The organism is Actinosynnema sp. NPDC023658 (genome assembly GCF_040639995.1).
Taxonomy (GTDB): Bacteria; Actinomycetota; Actinomycetes; order Mycobacteriales; family Pseudonocardiaceae; genus Actinosynnema.
On sequence record NZ_JBFAAX010000680.1, the window covers coordinates 1 to 3,116 of the forward strand.

General features: G+C 72.1%; 3 protein-coding genes. All 3 read left to right on the forward strand.

Annotated features, from left to right (window positions below):
* On the forward strand, positions 1-872 hold an 872-nt coding region (locus AB0G02_RS33065; protein WP_360802132.1), incomplete at its 5' end, for an SIS domain-containing protein.
* Between the two features lie 4 nt (positions 873-876).
* The gene (gene manA, locus AB0G02_RS33070; RefSeq protein WP_360802135.1) at positions 877-2,094 is read left to right on the forward strand and encodes a mannose-6-phosphate isomerase, class I; all 1,218 of its coding nucleotides are present in this window, start codon (positions 877-879) and stop codon (positions 2,092-2,094) included.
* Positions 2,095-2,136: 42 nt separating this feature from the next.
* Positions 2,137-3,060 (forward strand): cation diffusion facilitator family transporter, encoded by a 924-nt coding sequence (locus AB0G02_RS33075; RefSeq protein WP_360802138.1) that lies wholly within the window; start codon positions 2,137-2,139, stop codon positions 3,058-3,060.
* The last annotated feature ends 56 nt before the right edge of the window (positions 3,061-3,116 follow it).

Genomic DNA, 3,116 nt, shown 5'->3' on the forward strand with positions numbered 1-3,116 from the left:
GGGTGGTCACCGCCCTGCTCGGTGCGCGCTGCCCGGTGCCGGTCGTGGTGGCCGACGACGTGCCCACGTGGGTGGGCGCGCTGGACGTCGTCCTCGCCCACACCGAGGACCCCGGTGACGTGCGGATGGCCGAGTCGGTGGACCGGGTGGCCCGGCGGGGCGCGCGGGTGCTGCTGACCGCCGAGCCGGACGGCCCGGTGGCCGCGTCGGCCGCTCAGCACGCGCTGCTGATCCCGCCGCGGGTGCCGGTGCCGCAGGGCTTCGGCTTCGCCCGCGGTTTCGCCGCGTGGGTGGTGGCGCTGAAGGCGCTCGGCCTGCTCGAAGCGGACGTGCAGGCGGTCGCGGACGAGCTGGACCGCGAGGCCGAGCGCTGCCACCCGATGCACGAGTCGTTCGTGAACCCGGCCAAGACGCTCGCGCTGCGGATCGCGGACCGCACCCCGCTGCTGTGGGGGTTGGACGACCTGGCCACGGCGGTGGCCGCGCACGGTGCCGGGGTGCTGGCCACGTACGCGGGCGTCGTGAGCGACGTTGCCGGTTATCCTCAGGCCCTGACCCGGTCGGTGCTGCACCGGCGGGCCGTGCGCGGCACGTCCGGCGCCGACCTGTTCGCGGACCCGGACGACGAGCACGACGGCCTGGTCCGCGTGATGCTGGTGGCCGCGCGCCGAGGTCCGGAGGCCGACTTCGCCCGGCGGGTCGCGATGGAGACCTTGTCCGGGGCCGACGTGCTCGAACCGGCCGAGGAGGTGAGCGGCGGGGAAGCCGTGTGCGCCGCGTTGCTCGCCCTGCGGTTCGAGCTGGCCGCGCTGTACCTGGGGCTGGCGGCGGGGACGCTGGGCGGTCCAGGGCTGTACGCGCCGGCCGTGTGAGGGGATGACTGTGGAACTGCTGCACAACGCGGTGCGGGCGTACGCGTGGGGGTCGCGCACCGCCATCGCGGAGCTGCTCGGGAAGGAGGTGCCGACGCCGCACCCCGAGGCCGAGCTGTGGATGGGCGCCCACCCCGGCGACCCGTCGCGGGTCGTCGGTCCCGACGGCGAGCCGCGGTCCCTGCTGGAGCTGCTCGCGGACGACCCGGACGGCCAGCTGGGCGCCCCGCACGCCGACCGCTGGGGCAGCAGGCTGCCGTTCCTGCTGAAGGTGCTGGCCGCGGACGAGCCGCTGAGCCTTCAGGCCCACCCGTCGGCCGAGCAGGCGGCGCACGGGTTCGCCGTCGAGGACGCGGCGGGCGTGCCGATGGACTCCCCGATCCGCAACTACAAGGACCCGTCCGCAAAGCCCGAGCTGATCTGCGCGCTGACCGAGTTCCACGCGCTGGCGGGGTTCCGCGAGCCGGCGCGCACGGTGGCGCTGCTGCGGTCGTTGGACGCGCCGGACTTCGCCCCCTACACCGAGCTGCTGGCCGCCCAGCCGGACGGCAACGGCCTGCGGGCCCTGTTCACCACGCTCATCACGCTCCCGCAGACGGCGTTGGACATGCTGTTGCCGCAGGTCCTGGACGCGTGCGTGCTGCACGTGAAGGAGCACGGCGAGTTCGACCTGGAGTGCCGCACGGTCCTGGAGCTGGGTGAGGCCTACCCCGGTGACGCGGGCGTGCTGGCCGCGCTGCTGCTCAACCGGATCGTGCTGCGGCCCGGCGAGGCCGTCTACCTGCCCGCCGGCAACCTGCACGCCTACCTGCACGGCACCGGCGTGGAGATCCTGGCGAACTCGGACAACGTGCTGCGCTGCGGGTTGACGCCGAAGCACGTGGACGTGCCCGAGCTGATGAGGGTGCTGGACTTCCGGTGCGGCGACATGCCGGTGCAGACCGGTGAGGAGACCTCGCCCGGCCTCTGGGCGTACCGGACGCCGTGCCACGAGTTCGAGCTGTCGCGGATCGAGGTCGGGCCGTCGGTGGAGGTCCGGGTGGACCACAGCGGACCGCAGATCCTGTTCTGCGCGCGTGGCCGGGCGCGCTTGTCGACCGGCGCGCAGGCGGTGGAGCTGACCCGGGGCCAGTCCGTGTGGCTGCCCGCGCGGGATCCCGAGGTGCTCGTCACGTCGGAGGTTGACACCCAGCTTTTCCGGGCTACCCCCGGCGTTGAGTAGGGTCACACAGACAAATCGGACCAGGGCGCTTAGGGAGCAACCGTGTCAGCAGGGGGCGGGACCAAGGCGATCATCGCCGCACTGGTGGCCAACGCCGGGATCGCCGCGGCGAAGTTCGTCGGCTTCCTGATCACCGGATCGTCGTCCATGCTGGCCGAGTCGGTGCACTCGGTGGCGGACACGTCCAACCAGGGCCTGCTGCTGCTGGGGCAGAAGACGTCGCAGCGCAAGGCCACCCTCAACCACCCGTTCGGGTTCGGGCGTGACCGGTACTTCTACTCGTTCGTGGTGGCGCTGCTGCTGTTCAGCCTCGGCTCGGTGTTCGCCCTGTACGAGGGCATCCACAAGCTGGAGTCGCACGAGGAGCTGAGCAGCCCGCTGGTCGCGGTGATCATCCTGCTGGTCGCGATCGGACTGGAGGGCTACAGCTTCCGCACCGCGATCGGTGAGTCCCGGTCGATCAAGGGCGACGCGACGTGGTGGCAGTTCATCCGGCAGTCGAAGGTGCCGGAGCTGCCGGTCGTGCTGCTGGAGGACGCGGGCGCGCTGATCGGCCTGGTCCTGGCGCTGATGGGCGTCGGGCTGTCGACGTTGACCGGTGACCCGGTGTGGGACGCCATCGGCACGATCTGCATCGGACTGCTGCTCGGTGTGATCGCGGTCATCCTGATCATCGAGATGAAGTCGCTGCTGATCGGTGAGGGCGCGGCGCCCGCGGAGCTGGACGTCATCGTGGACGAGCTGGCGGCGGGCAAGGTGCAGCGCGTCATCCACATCCGCACGCAGTACATCGGGCCGGACGAGCTGCTGGTGGCCGCGAAGATCGCGATGAACCCGGGCCTGACCGTCAGCGAGGTGGCCGAGGCCATCGACGGCGCCGAGCAGCGGGTGCGCAACAAGGTGCCGTCCGCCCGGTTGATCTACCTGGAGCCCGACCTGGACCGGTCGCTGACCAAGAACGCGTAGCCCTCCCGGCGGGCGACCGCCGGCTGTGGGGGAGCCGTCCCGAGACCGCGAAGGGC